Origin of the sequence: Leptospira stimsonii (assembly GCF_003545885.1) — a bacterium.
Classification (GTDB): Bacteria; Spirochaetota; Leptospiria; order Leptospirales; family Leptospiraceae; genus Leptospira; species Leptospira stimsonii.
In genome coordinates this window covers 14,651-40,766 of the sequence record NZ_QHCT01000010.1, presented here as the reverse complement: position 1 = coordinate 40,766, position 26,116 = coordinate 14,651, and the positions used below count along the sequence as shown (strand labels likewise).

20 protein-coding genes are annotated in these 26,116 nt (G+C 42.5%); 12 read left to right on the top strand and 8 right to left on the bottom strand.

Features of this window, described 5'->3' with window-relative positions; translation table 11 throughout:
• The first annotated feature begins 21 nt into the window (after positions 1 to 21).
• The 4 genes from DLM75_RS21705 (at position 22) to DLM75_RS21690 (ending at position 7,304) form a co-directional block, all read left to right on the top strand.
• Entirely contained in the window at positions 22 to 2,250 is a 2,229-nt protein-coding gene (locus tag DLM75_RS21705) for a carbonic anhydrase (protein ID WP_118970599.1), read from the top strand.
• Between the two features lie 132 nt (positions 2,251 to 2,382).
• On the top strand, positions 2,383 to 2,766 hold the full coding sequence (locus tag DLM75_RS21700; protein WP_118970598.1) for a hypothetical protein: 384 nt from the start codon (positions 2,383 to 2,385) through the stop codon (positions 2,764 to 2,766).
• Between the two features lie 100 nt (positions 2,767 to 2,866).
• Positions 2,867 to 4,222, top strand: a complete 1,356-nt coding sequence (locus tag DLM75_RS21695) for a TolC family protein (RefSeq protein WP_118970652.1) — start codon at positions 2,867 to 2,869, stop codon at positions 4,220 to 4,222.
• Positions 4,188 to 7,304 (top strand): efflux RND transporter permease subunit, encoded by a 3,117-nt coding sequence (locus DLM75_RS21690; protein WP_118970597.1) that lies wholly within the window; start codon positions 4,188 to 4,190, stop codon positions 7,302 to 7,304. The genes DLM75_RS21695 and DLM75_RS21690 overlap by 35 nt, the downstream gene beginning before the upstream one ends.
• 80 nt (positions 7,305 to 7,384) lie before the next feature.
• On the opposite strand, the gene DLM75_RS21685 is transcribed toward DLM75_RS21690, so the two are convergent.
• Entirely contained in the window at positions 7,385 to 8,305 is a 921-nt protein-coding gene (locus DLM75_RS21685) for a lipase family alpha/beta hydrolase (protein ID WP_118970596.1), read from the bottom strand.
• A 733-nt stretch (positions 8,306 to 9,038) separates the two neighbouring features.
• On the opposite strand from DLM75_RS21685, the gene DLM75_RS21680 reads away from it, so the two are divergent.
• A complete protein-coding gene (locus DLM75_RS21680) occupies positions 9,039 to 9,545 on the top strand; it encodes a hypothetical protein (protein ID WP_118970595.1) in 507 nt (168 codons plus the stop codon).
• A gap of 42 nt (positions 9,546 to 9,587) precedes the next feature.
• On the opposite strand, the gene DLM75_RS21675 is transcribed toward DLM75_RS21680, so the two are convergent.
• Together DLM75_RS21675 and DLM75_RS21670 are read right to left on the bottom strand one after the other, a co-directional pair.
• Positions 9,588 to 10,295, bottom strand: a complete 708-nt coding sequence (locus tag DLM75_RS21675; RefSeq protein WP_147456682.1) for a hypothetical protein — start codon at positions 10,293 to 10,295, stop codon at positions 9,588 to 9,590.
• A gap of 294 nt (positions 10,296 to 10,589) precedes the next feature.
• Positions 10,590 to 11,414, bottom strand: a complete 825-nt coding sequence (locus DLM75_RS21670) for a hypothetical protein (protein ID WP_118970593.1) — start codon at positions 11,412 to 11,414, stop codon at positions 10,590 to 10,592.
• A gap of 262 nt (positions 11,415 to 11,676) precedes the next feature.
• Between DLM75_RS21670 and DLM75_RS21665 the strand changes: the two genes are divergently transcribed.
• Positions 11,677 to 12,900, top strand: a complete 1,224-nt coding sequence (locus DLM75_RS21665; protein ID WP_118970651.1) for a hypothetical protein — start codon at positions 11,677 to 11,679, stop codon at positions 12,898 to 12,900.
• A 268-nt stretch (positions 12,901 to 13,168) separates the two neighbouring features.
• On the opposite strand, the gene DLM75_RS21655 is transcribed toward DLM75_RS21665, so the two are convergent.
• Both DLM75_RS21655 and DLM75_RS21645 read right to left on the bottom strand, forming a co-directional pair.
• Entirely contained in the window at positions 13,169 to 13,984 is an 816-nt protein-coding gene (locus DLM75_RS21655; RefSeq protein WP_118970650.1) for a hypothetical protein, read from the bottom strand.
• Between the two features lie 402 nt (positions 13,985 to 14,386).
• Entirely contained in the window at positions 14,387 to 15,460 is a 1,074-nt protein-coding gene (locus DLM75_RS21645; protein WP_118970590.1) for a PA0069 family radical SAM protein, read from the bottom strand.
• Between the two features lie 156 nt (positions 15,461 to 15,616).
• Between DLM75_RS21645 and DLM75_RS21640 the strand changes: the two genes are divergently transcribed.
• Genes DLM75_RS21640 through DLM75_RS21630 form a run of 3 tightly spaced genes read left to right on the top strand, consistent with a single transcriptional unit; the run spans position 15,617 to position 18,364 of the window.
• Positions 15,617 to 15,904 (top strand): metal-sensitive transcriptional regulator, encoded by a 288-nt coding sequence (locus DLM75_RS21640; RefSeq protein ID WP_118970589.1) that lies wholly within the window; start codon positions 15,617 to 15,619, stop codon positions 15,902 to 15,904.
• Between the two features lie 19 nt (positions 15,905 to 15,923).
• Positions 15,924 to 16,133 (top strand): heavy-metal-associated domain-containing protein, encoded by a 210-nt coding sequence (locus DLM75_RS21635; protein ID WP_118970588.1) that lies wholly within the window; start codon positions 15,924 to 15,926, stop codon positions 16,131 to 16,133.
• The gene (locus DLM75_RS21630; protein ID WP_118970587.1) at positions 16,130 to 18,364 is read left to right on the top strand and encodes a heavy metal translocating P-type ATPase; all 2,235 of its coding nucleotides are present in this window, start codon (positions 16,130 to 16,132) and stop codon (positions 18,362 to 18,364) included. Before DLM75_RS21635 ends, DLM75_RS21630 begins: the two co-directional genes overlap by 4 nt.
• A gap of 111 nt (positions 18,365 to 18,475) precedes the next feature.
• On the opposite strand, the gene DLM75_RS21625 is transcribed toward DLM75_RS21630, so the two are convergent.
• Positions 18,476 to 19,096, bottom strand: a complete 621-nt coding sequence (locus DLM75_RS21625; RefSeq protein ID WP_118970586.1) for a glutathione S-transferase family protein — start codon at positions 19,094 to 19,096, stop codon at positions 18,476 to 18,478.
• Positions 19,097 to 19,371: 275 nt separating this feature from the next.
• Entirely contained in the window at positions 19,372 to 20,691 is a 1,320-nt protein-coding gene (locus DLM75_RS21620) for a response regulator (protein WP_118970585.1), read from the bottom strand.
• A gap of 183 nt (positions 20,692 to 20,874) precedes the next feature.
• On the opposite strand from DLM75_RS21620, the gene DLM75_RS21615 reads away from it, so the two are divergent.
• Entirely contained in the window at positions 20,875 to 21,567 is a 693-nt protein-coding gene (locus DLM75_RS21615; protein ID WP_118970584.1) for a PAS domain S-box protein, read from the top strand.
• 209 nt (positions 21,568 to 21,776) lie between these two features.
• Positions 21,777 to 24,059, top strand: a complete 2,283-nt coding sequence (locus DLM75_RS21610; protein ID WP_147456681.1) for a PAS domain-containing sensor histidine kinase — start codon at positions 21,777 to 21,779, stop codon at positions 24,057 to 24,059.
• A gap of 3 nt (positions 24,060 to 24,062) precedes the next feature.
• On the opposite strand, the gene msrA is transcribed toward DLM75_RS21610, so the two are convergent.
• On the bottom strand, positions 24,063 to 24,656 hold the full coding sequence (gene msrA / locus DLM75_RS21605) for a peptide-methionine (S)-S-oxide reductase MsrA (protein ID WP_118970582.1): 594 nt from the start codon (positions 24,654 to 24,656) through the stop codon (positions 24,063 to 24,065).
• A 146-nt stretch (positions 24,657 to 24,802) separates the two neighbouring features.
• On the opposite strand from msrA, the gene DLM75_RS21600 reads away from it, so the two are divergent.
• Positions 24,803 to 26,059 carry an NAD(P)-binding protein gene (locus tag DLM75_RS21600; RefSeq protein WP_118970649.1) on the top strand — a complete coding sequence of 419 codons (1,257 nt, stop codon included), beginning with the start codon at positions 24,803 to 24,805 and terminating at the stop codon, positions 26,057 to 26,059.
• The last annotated feature ends 57 nt before the right edge of the window (positions 26,060 to 26,116 follow it).

Sequence of the window (26,116 nt, the reverse complement as noted above, 5' to 3'; positions counted from 1 at the left end):
GGTGAGCCGGTGGGAGTTTTTATGAATTCATTTTTTTCATCTCGTAACGTATCGTGGAATCAGGTTAAACACGATATTTCATCCAGTTTGGCGGTTTTTTTAATCGCCTTGCCCCTTTGTATAGGGATCGCATTCGCTTCCGGAGCGCCGATTCTTGCCGGACTCATCTCGGGAATGGTGGGAGGTTTGATCGTTTCTTTGATCAGTAAATCTCCGTTATCCGTGAGCGGACCTTCGGCGGGACCAGCGGTCATCGTGCTTGACTCCATTCTTACATTAGGAAATTTTAATGACTTTCTCTTCGCACTTTGTCTTGCGGGAGTTTTGCAGATCCTATTAGGCTTTCTGAAAGCGGGAATTCTTAGCAATTTTTTCCCTTCCTCCGTGATCAAAGGAATGTTGGCCGCGATCGGCATCGTACTTATCCTAAAACAGATTCCACATGCGGTCGGTTACGATATCGATTACGAAGGAGATTTTAATTTTTTTCAGAACGATAGAGAGAATACTTTTACTGAAATTTGGAATGCCTTCATTCGGTTTACTCCGGGTGCGGTTTTTCTTTTTAGCGTTTCTTTTTTCGCGATTTTATTTTGGGAAAAATTTCAACTCCACAAAAGATTTTTTGTGCACGGATCGCTGATCGCAATTCTCGTTTCGATTTTGTTAAACGAAATGGTCGCATCTTGGTTTCCTCTTTTTTTGGTCGGATCGGAACATTTGATTCAACCGATTCGACTGGAAAGCGTTTTTGATTTGTTCCGCGACGAGTTTTATCCTAGTTTTTCGCAATGGAAGAATCAGGCCGTTTACTTGATCGCGATCAAAATTTGTGTCGTGATGAGTCTGGAGACCCTTCTCAATTTGGATGCGATAGAAAAGATTGATCCCGAAAGAAGAATCGTTTCTAAAAATCGGGAACTCATAGCGCAAGGCACGGGGAATCTATTCTCGGGAATTTTAGGCGGTATTCCCGTCACTTCGGTTATCATTCGTAGTTCTGCGAACTTACAAGCCGGAGCAAAAACCCGTTTATCGGCATTTTTACACGGCGCTTTTATTCTTCTTTCTCTTGTTTTGATCCCGGATTGGATCTCTAAAATTCCGCTCGCTTCCTTGGCCGCGGTCCTTTTGATCGTGGGCTATAAACTTACGGATTATCGGATTCTTAAATCGCAGTATAAAAAAGGAATGGATCAGTTTCTTCCGTTCGTTGCAACGATCGTCGGCATTGTGTTTACGGACATTTTGATCGGAATCGGGATTGGCTGTGCGTTTTCGATTTTTTTTATTATGAGAAGAAACATTCTAAATCCTTACGAGTTCAATAAAAAGGATAAGGCATACGGAGTGGAGGTTCGTATCGATCTTTCGGAAGACGTTTCCTTTTTGAATAAATCGAGCATGTTGTATAAGCTCAACCAAGTGGCGGATAACGCACATTTGATCATCGACGGATCGAAATCCAAATACATCGACCCGGATATTCTGGAAATCATCGAGGATTTTAAGATTTCCGCACTTTCAAGAAATATAAAACTCGAGATCATCGACGTCGCGACAGCTTACGAAAAGATCAAAAACCGGCCTTTCGATCTCGTGACTCAACAGGATTATCAAAAACTTTTTGAGAATAATCGAATTTGGGTGGAGGAAAAATTAAATCAGAATCCGGATTATTTTAAAAATTTGGCCCTCGGTCAAGCTCCTCAATATCTTCTGATCTCTTGTTCGGATAGTAGAATTTCTGTGAATGAAATGACGGGTACGAACGCAGGTGAACTTTTTGTTCATCGTAATATCGCGAATCTTGTGATCGACACGGATATGAATCTTATGTCCGTACTTCAATATTCCGTGGAAGTATTGAAGGTGAAACATATCGTCGTATGCGGTCATTACGGTTGTGGCGGAGTGAAGGCGGCGATCGACGGTAAATATCACGGTTTGATCGATGCTTGGCTTCGTAATATCAAACAAGTGTATCGAATGAATCGGAAAGAACTCGGTTCTATTTTGGACGAGGATAAAAAACATCAACGTTTGGTGGAACTCAACGTGAGAGAACAAGTTTATAATCTTTCAATGACCACGATCGTACAAAACGCATGGAGTCAGGGAACCGAATTGCAACTTCACGGTTGGGTTTACGATATCAAGGAAGGAAAAATTCTCGATCTCAACATCGATATCGACAAGGACTTTCATGACTACGATATATTTCGTTATCAATTCGAGACGAAGACCTGAAAAGCAATAGACTGCGAAAGAGAATGCGAAACGTTCTCACTCAAAGGATTTGTTTCTCATTCAAGAGAAGACCTTAAGTCATACGATCACTTTTTCCATTGACAAGCGTCGAGGCGCAGTAAGCTGGACGGTATGAGTTCGGCAATTCTTAAAACATGGATCGGGTGTACGATACTCTCTATCTTTGTTTTGATCTTCGATTGTGGACCTGTTTGCGAGTTCGATGCTAAGCTTGCGCTAGATTCGAAAGAATTACAATCCTCCACGCCTTGTCATCAGGAGCAGAGTTCGGAAGACTCTCCCGGTTGCGAGTGGGATTCCGGTTCCCTCGCGCTTTCCGAAACGGATTCTCTTTCGTTTAAACTTCTAAAAGAATTTTTTCCACTTCATTATCGATCGACAGATTTGCTTTTTAGTTACGAACCGAATTTCTATTTTAGGAAATTCTTATTCGATAACTTTAAAAAAAACTCGATTCTGTTTCTAATCCTTCCGACCGTTCGGATTCTCATTTAGAATCGACCTTCTTACTTTTTCTCCCGAAGAGGACTTTTTGCGTTTGAGGCAGAATCCGAACGAACGGGAGATCGATGTTCCTTTTAAGGAGGTTTACTTTATGAAATTGAAACGAAATTATTTATCTTTTTTTAATACGAAAAGGTATCTTGTATTTTTAACAGGAAATTTTGCGGGTAGGAAGGTCTTAATTCTTCTCTTATTCTTATTCTCCGGTTTAAAATTTTCGGAGATTCAGTCCAACTCATCCAAAGAATTGGATATCGCGTCTATCCTGAGTTTGGCGGAAAAAAATTCTCCTTTGCTTCTTTCTCTCAATGCCGATTTGGAAACCCTTTTCTATCAGAGGAAACAACAGGGTAAAACCCAAAATCCTTCCGTCACGATGGACTACGGACAAAGGACGGCCGCCGGATCGATCGGTTCCGAATACGCGATGCAATTCGAACAACCGATTTATTTTCCAGGTCGGAAAGAATTACGCCAACTCTTGGTGGATAACGATTCTAGGATTAAGGAAATCCAGTTATCCGAAGCGAGCAATTCGATTCGTTTTAACGCGCTCAAATTTGCTTATCGTTATCTGGTTTCGGCTAGTAAGAAAGATCACGTCAAAGAAAGGCTTCGAAGACTTTCGATCATTGAAAGTTATATTCGTGCGAGACCGTTTATAACTCCTCAAGCAAAGACGGATCTTTTTATCATCCAGAGAAAAATTTTAGCTCTTCGGAAACATTTTAACGATTTGGAATTGGATGCAAATAAACAATATGAAGCGATGAATTTGTATCTGATGTTGGAAACCGCTCCTAAGGTTAGAATTCCTTTTTTTTCCGAAGGTGTGAAATTTGATTTTAAGGAACTCGAGGACAAAGCCGTTTCCCGGAATCTAAGTTTGTTGGCGGCCAAAGGCGAGATCGAAAAGGCGAAGACCGAACTCAATATCGCAAATTTGGAAAAGTATCCGGATTATTCCATCATCAGTCAGGTCGGCGAGGATAGATCCGGGGTCGCCAACCGATTCTACGACGTGGGCGTTAAGTTCAAACTTCCGGTTTGGGATCAGTTTCAGAATAAGGTTTCTGCGGCGGAAACAAACGTTAAATCCAAACAGGGACTTCTCAATCATCAGGAGAATCTAGTAAAGAGCGCTTTCAAACAGGCTTTTCTCGATTATGAACAATCCAAAACGAATCTGAAACTATTCAACTTATCAAAGTTAGACGAAATTGAGCGAGATTTGAATTATGCGGATGGAGAGTTTAGGAAGGGAAGAATCCTAATGATGAGTTATTTAGAATTGGAAAATCAACTTCATGAAACTCACCATGCGATTCTCGACGCTCAAATTTCGCATGTGGAAACACTTTTGAATCTTCTCTACATCGCGAATGAAAAAGAAATTATAGGAACCTTTAAAAATGCTGTCCAGACTTTTGAATATCAGCTTAAATAACCCGATTCTTTCAGTCGGAATCATATTCTTTCTGTTTATCTATTCGTTTTTTACGCTTCGTGAAGTCCCGATCGACGCGGTACCGGATATCACAAACGTTCAAGTGATTGTTACGGTAAAAACGGGTTCCTTGGATCCGGAACAAGTGGAAAAGGTCGTCACGTTTCCTCTGGAAACCGAGCTTATGGGAATGCCAAATTTGATCGACGTTCGATCCGTATCTAAATTCGGACTTTCTAATATATCTTTGATCTTTAAGGAAGGGACCGATATCTATCAAGCGCGCGGGATGGTTTTGGAAAGAATTGCAAGTGCGAAAGAAAAACTTCCGAAAGGCATTTCTCCAACGATCGTACCGAATACGACAGGGCTTGGAGAGATTTTCTTTTATACTGTGGAGGCGAAGCCGGGTTCCAAGTTGGCCTCACTGCCCGAAAAGGATCGTCTTTTGTTTTTGCGGACGATCCAAGACTACACAGTGCGTCCTCAATTAAAGGCTCTTGTTCCCGGAATTGTGGAAGTGGATTCCAACGGAGGGTACGAAAAGGAGATTCATATCGATTTAAATCCGCATCAGATGAAAACTTGGGGGATTACGATCGATCAATTGATGAACGAGTTGACGACGATCGGAGAGAGTTTTGGAGGAGGTTTTATCGAGAACGAAGGACGGGTCTCCATCGTTCGAGCCTACGGGATCAAGAAAAGTTTAGGATCCCTATCTCAAATCACTGTTAGGCGAACAGTAACGGGGCAACCGATCCGAGTTTCGGATATCGCGCAAGTCAACGAACACGGTAAACAACGATTAGGCGGTGCGAGTTCGGAAGGAAAAGAAATCGTCTTAGGTACCGCGATGATGTTGCGGGGAGAAAACAGTTATCAAGTCAATCTAGATTTGAATCAAGCGATCACTCGTTTAAATCTTCCGGAAGACGTACAAGTAAAGGTACTTTTAGAAAGGTCTTTTTTGATCCATTCCACGATCAAAACGGTGCTCACCAATCTGATCGAAGGCGCTGTATTAGTTATCCTGACGTTGTTCTTCATTTTGTTTAACATCAAGGCTTCGATTATCGTAGCGATGATCATTCCAGGATCGATGTTGCTTACGGCGATCTTTATGAAGTTTTTCGGGATTTCAGCGAACTTGATGAGTTTGGGAGCGATCGACTTCGGGCTCCTTGTGGATGCTTCGATCGTTATCACGGAAAACGTACTTACTCGATTTGAAAAAGAATCCTATTTAAATCGCGAAGAGAAAATGAAAGCGATCCTTCAAGCTTCCGTTGAAGTTTTAAAACCGGTTTCTTTCGGAGTCGTCGTGATCATGTTGGTTTATCTTCCGATTTTGACTCTCGACGGAATTCCGGGAAGAATGTTTCGACCAATGGCGGAAACCGTTTTGTTAGCCTTGGGATTCAGTCTGATTCTTGCGGTGTTTTTATTACCTCCTCTTCTTTTCTTTTTTATATCTCCATCGGGAAATCATAAAAACAAAGAGATTAAAAAGAGTCGGATCGTGGAACTCTATTCCTTCTATTTGCCGCGTCTATTGGATAAACCGAAACCGATCGTAATCGGTTCTTTGGTTTTCTTTTTATTTACCGTGTTCATTTATTTTAGAATGGGGACCGTCTTTCTTCCAAAGTTGATGGAAGGAGATCTGATGTTAGTCGTCGTTCGTGAAGGAGATATCAGCATCGAAGAAAGTTTGCGGGAACAGAAGGAAGTGGAAAAACTCTTGATGACCTTTCCCGAGGTTCAAAGCGTTTTTTCAAGAATCGGGACCAGTTCCGTCGCGAACGATCCAATGGGAACTTTTAACGCGGATACGTTTATAATTTTGAAGAAGGATAATCTCGCCGACTTACTTAAGGAAAAGAACTGGGAGAATTTTTTAACCCGAATCCACACGCAGGTTCAGGAAAAATTTCCGAAATCGGAACTGACGCTGAGTCAACCTTTAGAGGCAAGATTTAACGAGTTGTTGGAGGGAAGTCGAGCGGATATAAGTGTTAGAATTCTCGGAAAAGACCTGAACATCCTTTTGGATTTGCAGAGCAAGTTAAAGGATACACTGCATAGTATTCCGGGGGCCGCTGAAGTTGAATTAGATCCGATCATGGCGTTAAGAAAATCCAAAGTGATCGATATAACTCCGGATCCGGATAAATTAAAATATTATAATATATCACTGCCTTCGTTTAACAGTGTGGTAGAAGCTTCGATGAGTGGATTCGAACTCGGAGGTTATTACGAAGAAGAAGTGAGATTTCCGATTAAAATTTGGCTTTCCGAAGATTTTCGAAATAAAGAATCCGAAATAGCAAACATTGGAGTCGGAACCTTGGACGGAGGAATGATTCCGATCAAGTTGCTCGCATCAATCGAAGAAAAAGAGAAAGTGATGACTATTTCTCGAAATCGATCTCGGAGATTTGTCGCCGTTTCCGTAAATCTTAGAGGAAGAGATTTGGAAGGCTTTCATACAGAGGCAAAAGAGAAAATTTCGGAGATAGGAATTCCCAAAGGATATACGGTTTTTTGGGGCGGACAGATTGAGAATCTAGCGAGTGCGAAAGCGAAATTGGCGATCATCTTACCTTCTACCTTTTTGATGATTTTCGTAGTCTTATATCTCGGTCTCGGTTCGGTACGTCAGGCGTTGCTCGTATTCTTTTGTGTTCCATTTGCACTTACGGGAGGAATTTGGTTTTTATTCTTGAGAGGAATGGATCTCAGTGTTTCCGCTTTTGTGGGATGTATTGCGTTATCCGGAATCGCAGTCTTAAACGGACTTGTGAAGCTTGATACGATTCATCGGATACGGGAGGAAAGGAACGTTTCCGTCCGCGAGGCCGTTCTTGAAGGTGCGACGAGTCGGATCAGACCGGTCATTATGACTGCATTAGTTGCCTCTTTCGGTTTTTTACCGATGGCCTTCGGTTCCGGATTGGGATCGGAAGTTCAAAAACCTCTTGCGACGGTCGTGATCGGTGGAATTATCTCTTCGACAATTCTTACGCTCGTAATTCTTCCCGTATTTTATTATTGGTTGGAAAAAGGTTCAAAAGATTAGAAAAATAGAATATAGATTGAGGAAAAGAGATCGGAAATTCTTCCCGCAATCGGAACACTGCGGGAAGAATCGTTGTAAAATTATTGATTACTTTTTGCGTTAGACGCCATTTTTAAAAAGTAATCATTTGTATCGTACCAAAGTTGACCAAGATGAAGAGCATTGGTTGCTTCCAAGTGATCGATTCCGGTAGTTAGGAGAGGAATCGAAGGTCCACCTTTCCAAGTTCCCCATCTTTGAGAAGAATCAGGAACAACACCGTCGTTCGCGATGCTCATTCCGTAGAAAGGAGCTCCGATCGCACAGATCGGATAGATGATTCCCATTGCAGGGTGTTGAATCAGATCGGGAACGGAGATTGTAGATCCGTAGGAAAAGTATTTAACTCCGGATACGTTTGGAGACGCGGCATTCAAAGCTTTTACACCGTCAGTGGTAAGAAGTTTCAAAGCGGCTGTTGCGTTCTGACTGGAATCGCCATAGACAAAGCCGATCACGGCATTGAGCACTGTGGAAACGTAAGGAAGGGCCCAACTTGGGATCACGGTGGCGACGATGTTTGCAACCGGGCTTCCTTGGTGAGGAGTGTTCAAAGTAGTTACTGTCGCCACTTTAGAACTCATAGAAAGATTCGAAACCATATAGCGAGCATCCAGACCACCTTGCGAGTGACCGATGATATGCACCTTTCCGGTGTAATTGTTTGCAGCCATCGCCGCGAGGATTGCAGTTTTCAACTGAGAAGCTCTGTTGGAGCTCGAGTTCAGTGCGGTAACGGAAGGAGTCAATACGGTGGCTCCCTGACTTGTCAGATAGGCCGCATTTCCACCCCAATAGTCAATCACTGTGGAACCGTTTCCCCAACCGAATAGACCGTGAGCTAACACGATCGGATAGGTCCCGGTAAGGGGCTTGCTGGAAGAGCCTCCGCCGGACGCAGAAAGAACGCTTGTTATAAAAAAAACAAGCAATACGCTTACTATTCTCATCACTTTTTTCATTTGTATTTACCTCGTGCTCTTAGGAAGAGCGCAAACGCAAAATATTTAAGAATAAACGTCGTTCAAGAAAAAAACGTTAAGCGAAGTAGGTTCTCAACCATTTTTTATTAAATAACGTACGTTTGTTATACAATAATGATAGATAAGTTTTATATAATTCGAATATAAGGAAGATGGAAAGTTAGGCGGAATACGGTTCGAGTTTATGGAATTCTTCTTCGAAGTTCGAAAATTCATTTCTCTCAAGTCAGGTGTTCGATCTTATCGAAGTGCTTGGCATTCTCTCGTGTAAATCTTTCTTCGAGTCGGAATTCTTTATTTTTAGAGGAATGTTCTTTTATTTTTAATTCTCCGCATTCTTGGAGCTGGATTTAGATTTTCACATGCCGATGGATCCCGATCAGAAACCAGCGCAGGTTTCTGAAATACAAAGCCAATGATGGTGAAATGTTTTCTTTCGTAAAATTCCTAAATCGGGAATTCCTTTATAAAGAAGAAATTGAGATCTCTTTTTCTGAGGGAAAAAAGGTCGACCCACCGATTCGAACTGAATTATCAAAGAAACCATTGAATATGTATTTTCTTTTTTTAGAAGGCAAGCTGAATTCTTAAATAGAGTGCGTTGAGGATTCGATCTTTATTTCGGGTCTTTATGAACGGAATACCTCTTTGTACGAGGGTACATTCTAAAATTCTAAATTACAATGGGAAGGTTATCAGGATGGTTTTCTCTATGTCTTTGTTTTTGATATTAAAATTGATTCACGTAGTCTTCGGCGTTTTATGGGCCGGAATAGCATGTACGATGGCCGTTTTTATTCTGCCCGCTACGAATGCAATGGGGCCTGACGGCGGTAAGGTGATGCAGCAAATCGCGAAAACGAACTATTATCCTATCGTATTGAATACAATTACTCTCGGAACCCTTCTTAGCGGTTTTCTATTGTATTGGAATTTATCCAACGGGTTTCAGCAAGAATGGATTTTTTCGAGATACGGAATTTTACTTGGGATCGGCGGATTCTTAGGTTTGAAAGCATCCTTGCTCGGCTTTTGGATCAATCTTCCAACGATTAAAAGGATGACCGAGATTGGACAAACTCTTATAAAAACTGGTTCAACACCTGGGCTAATCCTGGAACTGACTCAGTTGAGACGCAAATTTTTGCTGTCCACTCGATTCATTGCCATGTGCGTTACAGCGAGCATTTTGCTGATGGAGTTTGCGAGGTATCTTTGAAAGAATATTAGAAATAAATGAACCTCTAATTCTTTAAGACGATTATTGTTTCGGATGCGATTGTAGGTTGCAATCTCGGATCTTTCTCGGGTTTTGGATTTTAGGAAGATCGGAAAAAGAAGAAAAAGGATTTGCCTCGATTTTTGTCGGATTCCGATCGGATGGGCTGATTCCTACTGATCCGAAGGATGTAGGAGGACTAAAACAAAGAGGAAACTCATTCGTTCGTTGAAGCGTCGGTTTGTCTTTTTGTATCAAGTAGACAGATTCAAAAATTTGAATATAGATTCGATCCGATTTTTGCGACCAACGTAAGCGATGGAGGGGCGTTTCTTTCCATTCCGGAAGCGAAATTCGAGAAACGATTTGGAGCGATGAATTTTTTTCGGGAGCTCGCCTGAGCCAGACTATCTCAGGCTGAAGAAACTCGAGGTCTTCGTCCGTGACCGCAAGAATAAGAATTAGAGAATTCCCGTCCGGAGAAGGAACTAACTGTAAGACGACCTGACCGGGTTTCAGATGTGTGGAGATCAAAATCTCTTTTTTTTCACCGAGATCGAGTGCGGAAGGGATTCTTGCAAAACTACCGTATTGATCGTCTTTTCCTCCGATCCAGTATAAGGATTTCGTTCCTGAGTGAAAGTAAACGGTTCCCGGCAAAATCCAAGACGAGAACGGAATTTGCTCGATCGGATTCGAAGATTCTTCAGGACGAAAGAGACGAATGATAGAATGATAATTCCGTTTCAAAGTTGTTCCGGAAAGCGGATTCCACGAATCCTTTTCTTGATATAAAACTTCCGTCTGAACGATTTCTTTTCCCGAAGAAGAAAAACCTCTTTCCAGCGTAAGCGATGAATCTTTCCAGATTAAAAAAGAACAGGAGGGAAAAAGCAAAAGAATATATAACGAATTTTGAATTTGTTTTAGGAGAGACTTATTTTTCATAAAATGGAAACTAGTGGAGGATGTGAAATCGATCGGATCAGAGTCAAGGCAACCCCGCTCGATAGAGCGGAGCCGCACTCATTGACTAAAGTTGAATTATCTCCAACCTTCGTTTTTTATCTCACTGTGGTTGAGATACAATCCCGAGGTTCCAACGGAAGGTGCTCTGGTATGTCCTTGAAACTGAGTGTAAGTTACATTCGAGTTAAAAGGCCAAATCCCTTCGCTCTGCGTCAGAGAAGATTGGCACTTGCTCACGCCACCCGCCTTGTTATAAGCACAAGAAGAGTGAAACGCAACCGCGTAGTCGTCTTCACCAGGTAGAATCAGAGAAGCTCCGATCATTCCTTTGTAACCAGGAACCTGGTAAACGGTGACTCCGGCGGTGTTGTTGTGATTGTATGCACCTCTCGCAGTAGAAACGATCAGAGATTTATCCATCGCGTTTCCACCAAACCCGAAAGTAATTCCGTTGAGAGCCGAAGCGAGTTCGGATCCACCGGATGCGGCGGCCAGTGCGGTAATTTTTGTGAAATTATATCCGCGGCTGGAAGCGCTTGCTCCAAGATTTGCGAGCCAGTACTCAGTCACATAACAGCCAGCGCTATGGCAAACGATTTTGCAGGAATTGGATCCTTTACAATACGTGTTTACCACAGTTGTAAAGTTAGTCTGTGCTCTTGCAGATCCGTAATTTCTAGGATCTGAAGTTCCATCGTAACCAACGAACACTTTTGCTCCTGATACGGAGTTTACGCTACTTCCCCAATAATTGTTCACGTCCACAGTTCCGGTTCCGTTGTGGTTCTTATCAGACTTTCCGTGAACAAACACGGTATAAGTTTGAGCGGAAAGAGTTCCCGCTAAAAGAAACACACAAAGAGCCAGTCCCATCATCAGCTTTGTTTTCAAATTATTCATCTTTTTCACTATTCTCCATTTCTTTGGGGAAAAGAAATTCTTCTCCCGCTCTAAAAGTTTAACTCTTCTTCTATTTAGTCAAGTGAAGTATCGCAATTTATAAATAACGATAAAAATAAAAAAATCGTCTTTAAAAAACACTAATTATAAATAAATACAAATATGGTTGCTCTTCTTTCGAGAGAATATACGCTGATCAACGAAAAATAACCCTCATTTTGCGTTATGTGCTCTTTTGAAGGGGATAAAAGAAAAGGAATTCATGAAAATCGGAAACAAATATGTGATCTATGGAGTGATTGTGTCAGTGATCTTGATTCTAACGGCGTTCGTTTTCTGGCCGGAAGAGAAGGGAGGTTCTTGGTTTCAATCCGATGCCGAGAAGAAAGAAAGGGCCGAACGGATGGCGAGAAACTCTCCCCCCGGAGGTTCGGGATCTTCTTTTGACGGAGAGAGCGGAGGCGGATCGTTACAAGACATAGATGATGCCGTTCCGATCGAAAGAATATTAGAAGATTATAAAGAATGGTCGCAGTATCCTCCGAATTCGAGACCGCTTTCCAAGTTCAACGAAGACCTGATTCGACCGTCTTTTATTCAGACGACCGCGATTCCTATGGTAGATAGCGCGGATTCGAAGGAGCCGAACGGCTACAGTTGTCAATTACAACCTCTATCCTGGGCCGTCATCGGTTCGCAAGATCATATGAGAATCGTTTTTGATTGTAGAGGTCCTGAGGGAAAAAGAATTCCGATCGAGATTAAGGGATCTCGTATGTGGAGGGAATTTGACGGTGAGAAGTTCGGAACTTTGAGTCCGGATGTTGGGGATAACGGAGTCAATGGAGACGATGTCGCCAAGGACTTACTCTACACGTTTCAATGGAAACCGACTCAGAAGGACTGGGGAGATATGATTCTCGAAGTCGACTTTCGTTACGGGCCGGGTTATAAAAAAACAGGAAAATTGAATACTTCATTCTATTCTTCTCCCGGAAAACCGGCGGAGTTGAGCGGAGCTTTCTCCGATACGACGAGCGACGGCTCCCTCGTTGTAAGAGTAGGAATCAACGTTTATACTGCCGGGAATTATCATGTGGAAGCAAATCTGAAACACGCGGAAACAGGGGAATACATCGCTTGGGCGACGTTCGATTCTAAACTTCCATCCGGTTACGGGGAGGCAGAATTCTTATTTTATGGAAAATTGATTCGAGACTCCGGTTTGGACGGTCCATACGTGGTAACGGATATAAGAGGTCACCGAGTGAACCTTGCTGTAGATCCCGAATGGTTTAGTCAAGGAGAAGCCGGATTGAAGAAGATTCAAGCGGCGAGAACGACGGAACCGGATCGAGAACTCATTCTTCCGTATAAGGATTTTTTTAAGACGAAATTTTATGACGTGAAACAGTTTACTTCAAAGATATGGGACAGCAATGAGAAACAAAGAAGGATTAAAGAACTGGAAAGTATGGAAAGATGAATTTGAATAAATTTAGTAAATAAGAATATACGAATAATTTAAATCTATGATTTCCCTTTTGTCTTTAAATCCGTTCGGATTTTTTAATTCTTCATACAGATGGGCGGTTGTCGGTTTTTAATAGGTTGTGTTTTTGATTTGTCTCGGTCTGTAAAAGAGGATTCTTTTTGGAAAAGATCGAGAGAGAGACAACATTGAATGATCGAAATGGATTCTTGCGAACTCCGCTCCCCATAAAGAGCGGAGTTTCTTTTTTAAAAAAGAAGAATTATCTCCATCCTTCGTTTTTAAGTTCACTGTGATTCAGATACAACCCGGAAGCGCCGACTGAAGGAGCTCTCGTGTGACCTTGAAACTGAGTGTAAGTTACATTCGAGTTAAAAGGCCAGATCCCTTCGCTCTGAGTCAATGTAGCTTGGCACTGGCTCAATCCGCCCGCTTTGTTGTAAGCGCAAGAAGAATGAAACGCGACCGCGTAATCGTCTTCCCCCGGAAGAATCAGAGATGCGCCTGCCATTCCCTTATATCCTGGAACTTGGTAGACGGTAACTCCCGCAGTGTTGTTGTGATTGTAAGCGCCTCTCGCTGTGGAAACGATCAAAGCCTTGTCCATGGAATTTCCGGCGAATCCGAAAGTGACCCCATTCAATGCGGACGCTAGCTCAGAACCACCGGATGCGGCCGCGAGCGCGGTTACTTTTGTAAAGTTGTAACCTTTGCTGGAAGCACTTCCTCCGAGATTTGCGAGCCAATATTCTGTGACATAACAACCCGCGCTATGGCAAACGATTTTGCAGGAATTGCTTCCTTTGCAATAAGTGTTTGCAACGGTCGTAAAGTTGGTTTGTGCTCTCGCGGTTCCATAACTTCTTGGATCGGATGTTCCATCGTATCCAACGAATACCTTCGCGCCGGAAACGGAATTCACACTTGTTCCCCAGTAGTTGTTTACATCGGTTGTTCCCGTGCCGTTGTGATTCTGATCGGACTTTCCGTGAACAAACACGGTATACGTCTGAGCAGAAAGAGATCCTGCCATAAACAGGGCACAAAGAATCAGTCCCACGCTCTTCATTTTTTTCATTTTCATTCTCTTCACTATTCTCCTGATATATAATTTAGGAAGGAGTCCGGTGCATTGTTCAAATTTTGCACAAGTTAAGTCAAGTCCAAGTGTGATCTTTTTTAAATAACGGATAGAATAAAAAATTATCGGAGAATTTTCTTTTTTTGGAATCGGATTCTTTCTTTTTGCGAAGAACGACGTTCGTTAACTCGAGTTTCTAAAACATACTCGGGTTTAAGCGTGGATTCGCCGTGAACAATCGACGTTGGATCGAAGAATCGTGTCTTTTTATTTTCATTTTTGTTAAGCGAAATGGAAAAAAGAGCCTTCTCGGAAATACCTTCTTTCAATCAAGGGATTGGATGGAAGAATTTCTTGGACCGATTTTACGAGATGGAGAATTCGTTTTTTCGAATAGAGTCACAATCCGGGAAAAAGATTTTCTCCTTTTGTTAAGCGAAGTTGATATTTTTCCGGAATTCGAAAAATACTTTTGTTTAAGGACATCGGATCGTTTAAACCCAGTCGATTTCTTGCCATTCGAAATCGTTTCCAGAGTATTTCCGCGTAAGGTCCTGTTCCCACCATTCTACTTGAATAATCGGAATCATAGAGTTTGCCGCCTCTCGCTTGACGAATTAAGTTTTCCACTTTCTCTTTTTTGAGAGGATAGTGCGTTTCCAACCAATCCAAAAAGAGGGGAGCGACTTCGAAAGGAAGACGCAAAAAAACCATTCCCGCCGTTTTGGCTCCGGATTCTTTTGCAGACTGAAGAATCGTTTCCAGCTCGTGATCGTTTAACCCGGGGATCATCGGCGCGGCCATCACTCCGGTGGGAACTCCCAATTCGGAAAGGCTTCGAATCGCTTTCAGTCTTTTTTCAGGATTGGCGGTCCGAGGCTCCATTCTTCTCCAGAGTTCCGAATCGAGAGTGGTCACGCTGATATAAACTTTCACCAAATTCTGAGAAGCCAATTTTTCAAGAAGATCCAAGTCTCTGGTTACGAGATAGGATTTTGTGATCATCGCAACGGGTTGTCGAAATTCTAAAAAAACTTTAAGGAGTTCTCGAGTGATTTCTAATTTTCTCTCGATCGGCTGATATATATCGGTTACGCCCGCGAGCTGGATCGTTACGACCTCTCCCTTTTGCTTGGAAAGATATTTTCGAAGAAGTTCGGGCGCATTTCGTTTCGCAAAAATCTTTGTTTCAAAATCGATTCCTGGAGAAAGATCCACGTAAGCGTGATTCGGCCGTGCATAACAGTAGATACAACCATGTTCGCATCCGCGATACGGATTGAGAGAGCGAGTAAAGTGTAAATCAGGACAATCATTTTCCGTAACGATTGTCTTCGCGTGTTCTTCGAAAAGAATCGTTTTTGGAGAAGGTGGCTCATCCGGAAATTCCGGATCGGATTCTCGATAAGTAGAATCAAACCGGCCGGCGATCTTAGATTCCGTTCCCCGATTGATTTTTCTCTGTCCGAGCATTCAGATCCCCAAACAGAATATTTCACTATTTATAAAAATAGCAAACAAATTTTAAGTATTTTTATCTTTTGGAAGGAATAAAATAGAAGAATTTTTTTTCGTTTTTTTCGCCGAGTTTGATCAAAATATCGTCTATAGTATAGGGGGGTATAGTATATGAAACCGAAACACAAACTGCACTCTGATCCTAAAGTCAAGGAAGCCTTAACTTTGAGACTCAAGAAGATTGAAGGACAGATCCGAGGAATACAAGGTATGATTGAAAGGGACGAATACTGCGACGATATTCTAAATCAATTGTCTTCCGTAAAATCGGCGTTAGATGGAGTTTCGAAAACTCTTCTCAAAAGTCATATTGAAACCTGCGTAGTTGAACGATTTAAGGAGAATGATCCCGCGATCTTGAGTGAGTTTATGACTACGGTTGAGCGCATTCTTAAATAAATCTTGGAGGAATCAAGTCATGAAAGAAATCAAATTAGAAGTCGAAGGAATGACATGCAATCACTGTCAGCATACGATCGAATCCGCGTTAAAGGAAATCGGCCTTTCTTCCAAAGCGAGTTTAGCGAATAAGGAAGTCGTTTATCAAGGAGAAGGTACGGAAGAAGAATTATCCAAGGTCAGAGCCGCGATCTTGGAAGAAGGTTATACACCGGGTTCAATCAAATGAATCCCTCGGTTAAGGCGGAACCCTCCGATTCAGGAATCACTCTTGATCTAATCGGAATGACCTGTGCAAATTGTGCCCTCCGAATCGAGAAGGGATTGAAAAAAGTTCCGGGAGTCAAGGATGCAAGGGTCAATTTCGCAATGGAAACGGCGAAAGTGGAGTTTTCTTCTCCGGTTTCTCAAGAGGTCTTATTGGACAAAGTCGATTCCCTCGGATATAGAGCGCTTGTTCACGAAGAAATTGTTCTGAACGGCAAGGCCGAAAGAGCGCACGAGGAAGAATTCAGAAAATTAAAATTTAGACTGCTTGCATCGGTCCTTTTTTCCGCTCCTTTGCTTTTATCCATGGTAGGGCATTTTGGAGAAAATAAGTTTTCCGAATATTTACATTTTCTAATGAATCCTTGGTTGCAGTTCGCGCTTGCAACTCCTGTGCAATTTTGGATCGGTTTTTCCTTCTACTTGGGCGCTTTCCGATCGCTAAAGAACGGCGGGGCGAATATGGACGTGCTCGTTGTCCTTGGCACCTCGGCCGCCTACTTTTATAGCGTAAAACAATCCTTTCTTTCCTTAGAAGGACATCATCATGGGGAAATTTTCCTCTACTATGAAACTTCGGCCGTTCTGATCACATTGATTCTTTTCGGTAAATTTTTGGAACATCTCGCGAAAGGTAAGTCTTCAAAAGCGATTCAATCTTTAGTCGGGTTACAACCGAAAACCGCGAACATCATCCATGAAGATGAAATTCAGGAAATTCCCTTGGCGGCGGTGAGGAGCGGAGATTTACTTCTTGTAAAAGTTGGAGAAACCGTTCCCGTCGACGGAATTGTCGAAGAGGGAAGTTCTTCTATCGACGAATCGATGTTAACCGGTGAGAGCATTCCGGTTGAAAAGAAGGTGGGGAGCGCTTTGTTTGGAGGTTCGCTAAACAAAAACGGAATTCTGAAACTAAGAGCTTCGAAAGTGGGAAAGGATACTCTTTTATCCGGCATCGTAAGAGTTGTACAAGAAGCGCAAGGTTCCAGGGCTCCAATTCAAAGGATTGCGGATCGAATTTCCGGGGTTTTTGTCCCGGCCGTTATTTTGATTGCGGCTTTTACTTTTGCCTTTTGGTTTTTTTGGATAGAACCCGGAGTTTTCTCCGGCGCGTTAGAAAAAGCGATTGCGGTGCTCGTGATTGCTTGTCCTTGTGCGCTCGGGCTTGCGACTCCGGTCTCCATTCTTGCCGGATCCGGAAAGGCCGCTACGTTAGGAATCCTGTTTCGCACCGCGGAAGCATTAGAAATTGCTCATAAAGTGAATACTGTGGTTTTTGATAAGACGGGAACCTTGACGCACGGAAAGCCGATTCTTAAAAAAATCGACGTTATCCCTTCCGGAGACGAATCTCAACTTCTTCTTCTCGCGGGCGCCGCGGAACAAAATTCGGAACATCCGCTTTCGAAAGCGATCGTGGATTCGGCGAAACGGCGAGGTCTGATTCTCCCGATTTCGGAAACGTTCGAGACGATACCGGGTGGAGGAGTTTTTGCAATCGTAAACTCAAAAGAAATTCTATTGGGAACGGATCGACTCTTTAAAGAAAAGGGTATTCGATTGAATCAGACTCTTTCCGATTTAAAGATTCAGAGAGAAGCCGAGGGGTCTACGGTCGTGCATTTGAGCGTGGATGGAGTTCATAGTGCGGTTCTTTCCTTGGCGGATACTGTTAAGGATTCTACTCCCGATTCGATCACGCGTTTGAAGGCACTCGGAATGGAAGTTTATATGATCACGGGCGACAATGAAAGAACGGCCAATGCGGTAGCAAAGACTTGCGGTATCGATCATGTCCTTGCTGAAATTCTTCCTGAAGGAAAGGCGACGGAAGTGAAAACGCTGATGGATTCGGGAAAAGTCGTCGCGATGGTTGGGGACGGTATCAACGACGCGCCGGCTCTAGCCGTTGCAAATTTGGGAATCGCAATGGGAACGGGAACAGACGTCGCAATGGAATCTTCCGATGTCGTGATCATGAACGGGGATCTCGCTTCGATTGCGAACGCATTTGCAATGAGTCGTAGAACCGTTTATAATATCAGGCAGAATCTATTCTGGGCGTTGATCTATAACGCACTCGGAATTCCTTTTGCGGCCGCAGGTTTTTTAGCTCCTTGGATTGCCGGAGGAGCGATGGCATTCAGTTCCGTTTCGGTCGTTCTCAACGCATTGCGTTTGCAAAGAAAGTAAATTAGAAAAGAGGGAATATTCTCGGAATCATTTGTTCGATATTTCCGAGAATATCCGTGTCTTGTTTTTAGGTATTTGAAGGCAATGGATTTTGAATAAATATCGTAGCGATTATTTCAGAACGCCGTCCATCCATTCCTTATAAGAATAGAGGCTACTGATCGTTGCGATATAGGAGTTCGCGGCCGGATCCAGATCGATTCCATAAGTCAGAAAACGTCCGACTACGGGCGTATAGAATGCGTCCGCGATTCCGAACTGTTTTCCGAATAGAAACGGTCCTTTGTATTTGTTTAGACATTCTTTCCAGATGGACTCGATTCTTCTTATATCTTTCCATGCTTCTTCGGGGAACGTTCTTCCGTGCAACTTTTCGGCGAGATTCATCGAAAGATTCTTTCTTAAATCGCCGAATCCGGAATGCATTTCCGCGACAATCGATCGAGCGAAGGCTCTCGCGGCTTTTTCTTTCGGCCAAAGATTTTTTTCCGGAAAACTTTCCGCTATGTATTCAACGATGCTCAACGTGTCCCAAACCTTGATGTCTCCGTCGACTAGGACCGGAACTTTGCCGGCATTCGAGTAGAGTTTTATTTTTTCAAAGAACTCGGGTGTGTTTAAAACGAGCGAGATTTCCGTGAAGGGAATTTTACTTTCCTTCAATAAAATCCAAGGACGTAAAGACCAAGAAGAGAATTTTTTGTCGCCGATTACGAGTTGAAGATCTGCCATAGGACCAAATTCTTTCGGCTAAAGAATCTTGAAAATTGAAATTCATCCACTTCCAGAATCAAAAGGATGACAAAGCGAAATTTTAAATCGACTGAGTTCTAAATCGTTTGGAAAATTTCCATTTTATAAATCAAGTCGGTATCGTTTCTTGAAGATTCGATACGGTTTCCGTGTTCTGCGGAGTTTCGGATTTTAAATTTTTTCCAAAGTGAATCCTAAATTCATTTTTTACTTTAAAATCCTGACCCGAGTTCATTTTTTGAAACGGCCTTACTTCAGTATTTTAACGGAAGCGACAAAGACGCTAAAACCGTTTCGACCGGGATCTCGGAGACGGAATGATCTAGAATATTCGAAATCTGGAATGTTCCGGAATGTTTTCGAGCTACGAAGTCAACGATCGTCAATCCGAGTCCCGAGAAAAAAGTTTCCATTGGAAGGCTTTCGTAGACGAATCCTGTGAGTCGATAGAATGGTTGTTTCACCAATATTTCCTTATCTCTGGGAACACCCGGGATCGATTTTGAATCGAATTCGTTTTTGAAGGAAAGGTTCAACATTCCGTTTTGAATCTTGTCATAGATCAAAATTTTAGAATCGATGCGCGCATACTTTGCGGCGTTCACGATCAATTCTTCCAAGATCAGTTGAATCGAAGATTGATCCACTTCGATTTGAATCGAATTGGGATGTAAGGATTTATGAAAGGAAATGCTCAGAGATTTTTCACTCAAAAATTTCTCCATCTTTTCGGAAGCGTTTTCAACGGTTTGTTCGATCAGTTCGAAAAGATCGGAAACGCTCATCTTTGTTTTTTCTTTCGAAATATCGCGGTTGAGTATTTCCATACTCTTTTCCAAACACTGAAGAGTATCGTGAACCGTTTGATTGTTCACAAAAAGAAGGTCGGCGATTTCCTTCGATAATACGCAATTCTCCCCTTCGTATTTTGCGGATGATTTTAGAATTTCTATCAGACTTACGATCGCACCGATACCGCCCCCGCTCAAAAAAGTCTGTTTGATGTTGTTGAGAGTCACCTTGCTGACATCGACCGTTTTTTCCAGATCGGACATCCAGGATTGTTTGTACAGAATCCAATCTAACTGGGCTCTCAGTCGCGTTTCGGTTTCTTCTTGGAGAACTTTTTCCGTAGCTTTCTTTTGAGTATACTCCGCGATCCGCTTCATACAATGTCCGAAAACTTGAATGTCGATGGGTTTGATCAGGTAATCCAAGACTCCCAGTTTCATTACTTCGATGATCGTATCAGGCTGGTTGTTTCCGGTTTGAACGAGAATGATCGGATCTTCCAAAAAAGTCTTAATTTCTCGGATGAAGTCTTGTCCCTTAATGAGTGGAGTTTCCAGGTCAACTATGAATGCGGAGAATTGTTTTTCTCGAGCGGCTTCTAAAGCCTGTTTTCCGTTCGCGTAACCTTCCGCTTTGATCCCGAGAGTTTTACAGATCTGGAGTAATAGGGCTCTGATCTCATCAGCGTCTTCCAATATGAGAATCGGATCTCTTAGGGCAATGGATTGCTCGAGAACATTTTGTCTGAATTGATTTTGGCGAATATCGATTGTGTTTATCATCTGTCTATTACCTAACTAATTAAAGTTCCTGATTTTTATCAATGCCGTCGACCGGTTTCTTCCAACAGTTAGTATTGACGGAAGATAAATACAGTTTCATACTTTGGTAGATTATAAACTGAAATTCTCACCCTTGAAAAAAGCTAATTTTCGAATACCGCTCAAGGGATATGGAGGGAATGTATGTCAACCGTGGAAAATCAGAATCAAATGAAAAGCGAAGATTTGTCATCAATCTTAACTTCTTACTTTTATCAGTATCCGCACGCGATGTTTATCACGGACAGAGAGGGAAGGATAGAATTCATTAACCCCGTTTTCGAAAGACTTTCCGGTTATAAACGAAACGAGTTGATCGGTCAGAATCCGAGATTCTTCCAATCAGGAAGTCATGACTCCGAATTTTATGAAAATTTTTGGAGAACGATCTTATCCGGCAAGGAATACGAAGGGAATTTCTTAAATAAGAATCGATCCGGAGAAACGATTTCCTGGAAAGAAAGAATCACTCCGCTTCGGGATGAAAAAGGGAATATCTCCAACTTCCTTTGCAAAGTGGATCTTCCGCAGGACAAAACCGCTGTAGCCGGGGGGAATCCGTCTGAAGGGGTATCGGCCACTAAGGTGAAAGAATCACTCTTTCCGAAACTTCAAAAGGAATACGGACTAACGTATCAGGAAGCGAAGATCTGTGAACTTCTGGTAGCCGGTCAAACAAGAGAAAGTTTGGTACAACAGCTCGGAGTACATTCCGGAACTTTAAAGAATCATCTAAAAGCGATCTACAGAAAGACGATTGAAAGAGATCTTTCGGAACCGGGTCAAGGCAGAGATAAATTGCAGAGACTCACCGTATTTTTGATTCGTCTTTGTTAATTTAAAATAAATTTCTTAATTTCTCCACCAATTGTCATCGATACGTTCTCTGGGTTTTCCTAAAAGAACGTATCTTTCCTTTTTTTTTAGCACGTCTCATCACTTTAGGGTTGCGACAAAAGTCAATTTGTAATAGATGATATGAGTTCATTTTCTATCATTTAATTTCAAATCTACCCAACGATAAAATCGATACGCGTATTATTTCAGTGAATGAAAAATTGGATCTTAAGACGGCGGCTTTCTCATTTTTGGAAAAAAGTTCGATGCTCGTTTGTTTCGCATCGGAAAAGGGAGAAATTCTCTACATAAACCGCGCCGGAATCGATATGCTCGGTCTTTCCCAAGAACAAGTCCTTGAAAAAACGATCTTCGATATTCATCCGAAACTTTATCGGGAAAAAATCCTAACGGAAGTCCTTCCGTTTGCTTTTGAAAAAGGAGAATGGAACGGAGATCTTCTACTTTCTTCGCCTAACGGGAGTATACTGGTTCAGGAAACCGTCCGCATCGAGAAAAATGAAAACGGCGAATTCGAAACCCTCGTCTTGATTGCGGAGGACGTTCTAAAATCCCAATCGAATTCCAAAAGTTATAGGTCCGGTGAAATCTTGTATTCTACCCTTTTATCCACAGTGGAAGAGGGGATCTTGTTCGTAGATAGCACGGGAACGATCTTGAGAACCAATCAGAGTTTCGAAAAGATGCTCGGATTAAAAACGGAATCAATCGTCGGTCGATCTTATTACGGTTCTACATGGAAGACGGTTTATCCTGACGGAAACGTCAGGCATATGGAAGAATCACCCATATATTACACCTTGAGCACGGGGCTTCCGGTTCGAAGAGAAGTATTAGGATTCGTAAAATCCGATCTTCAAGTTCTGTGGGCACAGGTTACGACGGTTCCATTGTTTGATCCGGAAGTCGATAGAATGATGGGCGTAGTCGTAACCATATCGGATATCACGAAGGAAAAGGAAAACGAGGACAAATTAAAACAACTTTCGATGGTCGCTTCTCAAACGGGAGACGCGGTTTTGATCACGGATTTGGATGCGAGAATTCTTTTTGTAAATCCTGCGTTTGAAACCATCACCGGATATCTTTCCGAAGAAGCAGTCGGTCAAGATCCTTCTTTGCTCAAATCCGGAATTCACTCGGCTGAATTTTACGAAAAGATGTGGCGCGAAATCTCCAACGGAGAAACGTTTCGAGCGACGATCGCCAATCGAAAAAAAGACGGGACTTTATTTTATTGCGAGCAAACGATCAGTCCGTTGCGCGATACAAAAGGAAGAATTTTATATTACGTTTCTCTTCTCAGAGACGTTTCCGAAAAAATGGAAGCCTTCGAAAAGCTCAGACGCAGTGAAGAAAACTATCGGGTTCTTTTCGAAAATTCGATCGAAGGGATCTTTTCGAGTTCGCTTAACGGAAAAGTAATCCAAACAAATCCGGCTATGACCAAAATCACCGGTTATTCAAAAGAAGAATTGTTGAATTTGGATCTGGAAAAGGATCTGTACTATCATTCGGATCAAAGATCGTTCTTTATGGATATGATTCTTCGTAATTCGAAAATCGAAGGGGAAGTCGTACAATTTAAGAAAAAGGACGGTTCCAAAATCTACGTTGAAATTTATGCGGTTGGGAATTTCGATTCCGAAGGAAATCTAAAACAGATCGACGGAAGAATGATCGATATCAGCGCGAAAGTTGTCGCAGAGGAAGAACGGAGCTTTTACGAAAGAAAACTCAGACAATCACAGAAACTTGAGGCGCTCGGAACTTTGATCGCGAGCGTAGCACACGAGATCAACAATCCTCTTATGTGTATATTAGGATATTCTCAAATTCTAAGTTTAGAAATGACCGACCCGGCTCATGCCAAGTTTGCGGAAATCATATCCGCTGAGGCGAAGCGCCTTTCCGCGCTCGTGAATAATCTTTTGGATTTTTCCAGAAAGGAGTCCGATTTTTTTCAAAAGGCCGACTTGGTTCGAGTAGTCGAATCGACAATCTCTCTTTTGGAAAACGTCTTCGAAAAAAATTATATCTTGGTGGAAACTGAATTCGAGCTGGACCTTCCTTTGATCGAAATGAGGGAACAATTGATTCGACAGGTTTTGATCAATCTTCTTATCAATTCCAAAGACGCGCTGAACGTCAAATATCCGGAACGAAACCTGAATAAGAAAATCATTATACGAATCGAGTCCTGCGTTTTGGATTCCACACCGTACGTAAAATTAATGGTCGAAGATTCCGGACAAGGAATTCCTCCCGAAATCTTAAAACAGATCTATGATCCCTTTTTCACAACGAAAAGAGAACAAGGCGGGACCGGGTTGGGGATTCCGATCAGCCAAGGAATCGTCAAAGAGCACGACGGATTTTTGACGATTCAATCAGCTTACAAACGTTATACGATTTGTACGATTCTTCTACCCGTTCTACAAAAAAAGAATATCGAATCGAAAACGGTTTGATTCTTATTTTTTACCCCAGAGATTTTCCAGATAAGCTTCTCTTCCGGAACCCTTTCGATAGGATTTATAATGTTCCGGATTGGTTTTATAATAATTCTGATGATATCCTTCCGCCGGATAAAAGGATGTAAACGGTAAAATTTCTACAACGATCGGTGCGGAAAATTTACCGGACTTCTCCAGCTCTTTTTTGGATTCTTCCGCCGCCTTTTTTTGAGCGTCGTTATGAAAAAAGATTCCGGTTCGATATTGATTGCCTCTGTCCGCGAACTGACCTCCGTTATCCGTCGGATTGATTTGTTTCCAGAAAACTTTTAAAAGATCGGAGTAACGAATTTTAGAAGGATCGAATTCGATTTGAACCGATTCTCTGTGACCTGTTCTTCCGTAGCCGACGTCTTCGTATGTTGGATTGACTTCTTTTCCTCCCGCATAACCCGAAGTAACCGAGATCACGCCGGATAAGGATTCGAACGGTCCTTCCATACACCAAAAACAACCGCCCGCGAACGTAGCCTTCTCGGTTTTCGGACCTGCGTGCAAAGGAGAAAGAAACAGAGAGAGAAAGAAAACGATAAGAATTTTCGAGTAGAGCATTTTGCCCTCCTAAGAACAGAGTTCGTTACTTTGACGTCTCGGTTACAGAGGGAGAATCGAATGAGTCCCACTTTTTTGTTTTTCATTTCGAAAGAATAAAAATTCCTATGTTTTCTTTTCCGGATTCTAATTCTAAGAGTTACAATATGAAAATCGCAATCTTAGGAAGTGGAATCGCGGGACTCAGCGCTTGCTGGTATTTGAGCAAGGAACACGAAGTGGTTCTTATGGAACGTCATTCTCTTCCCGGAATGGACGCGCATGGAACCGATGTGGCTCTCAAGGACAGGATCTTTCGGTTCGATGTTCCTTTTAGAGCGTTCAAACAAAATTACTATCCTTGTCTGATCGAAATGTATCAGGAAGCCGGAATCGAATTTAGACCCGTGGATTATTCTTTTTCGTTAAGCGAAAGAGACGGAACCACATACTTTCAATTCGCGACCTTCGGACTCGGGGGAAATTTTTATCCCTTCGTTTCTCCCGTTTGTTTTAAGAATGGAGAATCCAGGAGAATTTTTTCCGATACGATCCGGTTTTATAGAGAATCCGCGGATCAGTGGGCGACTCTGAAAGGAGAACAACTTACGATTTCCGGATTCTTACAAAAGTTCGGTTATTCGAAAGAATTCGAAGATAAGTATTTGGTTCCGATGTTCGCAACGATCAACACTTGCACCCTCAAGAGTGCGAAAAATTATCCTGCGGAAGCGGTGATCAGTTATCACGCGCAGGGTTTGAAGTTTCTTCGGTTTTTAACCGCGAGTCACGGAACCAGGGACATCACGACTCGTCTTTCGGTGGGAGCGAAGGAAGTCCGTTTGAAATCGAATCCAAGAAAGATCGAACTCAACGGAAAGAAAGTTTTCGTGAACTTCGAAGAAGGAAAAGAAGAATTCGATCGAGTGATCGTCGCCACTCCGGCAAACCAAGCGATCGGACTTCTTCCGGACGAGATGAGCCGCGAAAAAGAACTTCTCGCTTCCTTTCGCTACGAAGAATCCGAAATTCTCATGCATACGGATTCTTCCTTTATGCCCAATAAAAAAAGACACTGGGCTCCTCTTTGTTTTACACTGTCTCCTGAAACGGACAAACCTTCTGCGACGATTCGCCTCAACAAGGTGCTTCCGGAAATCGGAAAGGAAGAAATCTTTCAGACTTGGAATCCCTTGGAGGAACCGAAGGCCGGGACTTTGATTTCCCGTTCCCGCTTTGAAAGACCCGTGATCGATATCAAAAATCAAAAAACGATCGAAGAACTCAAACGCCTCCAGGAACAGCCGGGAAGAAAGGTCTGGTTCTGCGGATCGTATGCGAGATATGGAATCCCTCTTTTGGAAGCGGGCGTTTCAACTTCCTTGGACGTAAAACGTTGGGTCAACGACTCGATGCGTTCTTAAACGATGCCCGTTTGACGGGGAGTCGAGTTAGGATTCGAAGTCAAGAAAGATCCAAGG

Excerpts from the sequence above, each read along its gene's own strand:
- DLM75_RS21705 (WP_118970599.1), top strand. The coding sequence starts at position 22 with ATGAATTCATTTTTTTCATCTCGTAACGTATCGTGGAATCAGGTTAAA.
- DLM75_RS21700 (WP_118970598.1), top strand. The coding sequence starts at position 2,383 with ATGAGTTCGGCAATTCTTAAAACATGGATCGGGTGTACGATACTCTCT.
- DLM75_RS21695 (WP_118970652.1), top strand. The coding sequence starts at position 2,867 with ATGAAATTGAAACGAAATTATTTATCTTTTTTTAATACGAAAAGGTAT.
- DLM75_RS21690 (WP_118970597.1), top strand. The coding sequence starts at position 4,188 with ATGCTGTCCAGACTTTTGAATATCAGCTTAAATAACCCGATTCTTTCA.
- DLM75_RS21685 (WP_118970596.1), bottom strand. The coding sequence starts at position 8,305 with ATGAAAAAAGTGATGAGAATAGTAAGCGTATTGCTTGTTTTTTTTATA.
- DLM75_RS21680 (WP_118970595.1), top strand. The coding sequence starts at position 9,039 with ATGTCTTTGTTTTTGATATTAAAATTGATTCACGTAGTCTTCGGCGTT.
- DLM75_RS21670 (WP_118970593.1), bottom strand. The coding sequence starts at position 11,414 with ATGAATAATTTGAAAACAAAGCTGATGATGGGACTGGCTCTTTGTGTG.
- DLM75_RS21665 (WP_118970651.1), top strand. The coding sequence starts at position 11,677 with ATGAAAATCGGAAACAAATATGTGATCTATGGAGTGATTGTGTCAGTG.
- DLM75_RS21655 (WP_118970650.1), bottom strand. The coding sequence starts at position 13,984 with ATGAAAAAAATGAAGAGCGTGGGACTGATTCTTTGTGCCCTGTTTATG.
- DLM75_RS21645 (WP_118970590.1), bottom strand. The coding sequence starts at position 15,460 with ATGCTCGGACAGAGAAAAATCAATCGGGGAACGGAATCTAAGATCGCC.
- DLM75_RS21640 (WP_118970589.1), top strand. The coding sequence starts at position 15,617 with ATGAAACCGAAACACAAACTGCACTCTGATCCTAAAGTCAAGGAAGCC.
- DLM75_RS21635 (WP_118970588.1), top strand. The coding sequence starts at position 15,924 with ATGAAAGAAATCAAATTAGAAGTCGAAGGAATGACATGCAATCACTGT.
- DLM75_RS21630 (WP_118970587.1), top strand. The coding sequence starts at position 16,130 with ATGAATCCCTCGGTTAAGGCGGAACCCTCCGATTCAGGAATCACTCTT.
- DLM75_RS21625 (WP_118970586.1), bottom strand. The coding sequence starts at position 19,096 with ATGGCAGATCTTCAACTCGTAATCGGCGACAAAAAATTCTCTTCTTGG.
- DLM75_RS21620 (WP_118970585.1), bottom strand. The coding sequence starts at position 20,691 with ATGATAAACACAATCGATATTCGCCAAAATCAATTCAGACAAAATGTT.
- DLM75_RS21615 (WP_118970584.1), top strand. The coding sequence starts at position 20,875 with ATGTCAACCGTGGAAAATCAGAATCAAATGAAAAGCGAAGATTTGTCA.
- msrA (WP_118970582.1), bottom strand. The coding sequence starts at position 24,656 with ATGCTCTACTCGAAAATTCTTATCGTTTTCTTTCTCTCTCTGTTTCTT.
- DLM75_RS21600 (WP_118970649.1), top strand. The coding sequence starts at position 24,803 with ATGAAAATCGCAATCTTAGGAAGTGGAATCGCGGGACTCAGCGCTTGC.